The organism is Nostoc sp. UIC 10607 (assembly GCF_047228265.1).
GTDB classification, from domain to species: domain Bacteria; phylum Cyanobacteriota; class Cyanobacteriia; order Cyanobacteriales; family Nostocaceae; genus Nostoc; species Nostoc foliaceum_A.
In genome coordinates this window covers 1-563 of the sequence record NZ_JBIQNW010000235.1, presented here as the reverse complement: position 1 = coordinate 563, position 563 = coordinate 1, and the positions used below count along the sequence as shown (strand labels likewise).

Here is a 563-nt window from a genome sequence, read left to right as displayed (position 1 = left end):
TCATGGTGAGTGGAACTATATTATCAAACCCAAAATTTCTCCCTAATTGTTCAAGTTATTTTTACTTGATGCCTTAAGCTTAATTGCACTAAATATTGCACCAACCGCATCTTGGCATGAGCGTCCGGCTCTGAACCCGTATGAGTTAGGTTCAAATCGCGCTTCCCATTCTGGCTCTACTGCCAGTTTGACTAGCGCTTGCAAGGCTCGGTCTTTCATTGTAGGTATACCCAAAGGTCGCTTCTCTTCTGTTCTAGGCTTTGGAATCCATACCCGCCTAGTGGGGCTGACCTTTGAATCCAGGTTTAAATTTCCAGTCAGTTTTAGACGTTGCTTTGGAGTCAACGATTTAACGCCATCTACACCAGCCGTCTTTTTTCCCTGGTTATCCTGGGTAACTCTACGAACCGCTAAGGCTCTTGCTGACCATGACTTCATCAGCGTCTTTTGGAGTCTGCGATATGCTTTCACATCACCACGGGCAGAGGCCATCGGTGAGAGGTTAGAGGGATTGCACTTTTGTCAAGAGGGTGCAGGAAAAGGGGATAAATCCAGCTTGGAGA

The 563-nt window shown here is 46.4% G+C and carries 1 protein-coding gene; it reads right to left on the bottom strand.

Annotation, left to right across the window (positions count from 1 at the left end; all coding sequences use genetic code 11):
• Positions 1 to 42: 42 nt before the first annotated feature.
• On the bottom strand, positions 43 to 438 hold the full coding sequence (locus tag ACEYW6_RS36565; protein ID WP_412983663.1) for a reverse transcriptase N-terminal domain-containing protein: 396 nt from the start codon (positions 436 to 438) through the stop codon (positions 43 to 45).
• Positions 439 to 563: the final 125 nt, after the last annotated feature.

What these genes read in the sequence shown, in the direction of transcription:
- ACEYW6_RS36565 (WP_412983663.1), bottom strand. Translation starts at nt 438, where the DNA reads ATGAAGTCATGGTCAGCAAGAGCCTTAGCGGTTCGTAGAGTTACCCAG.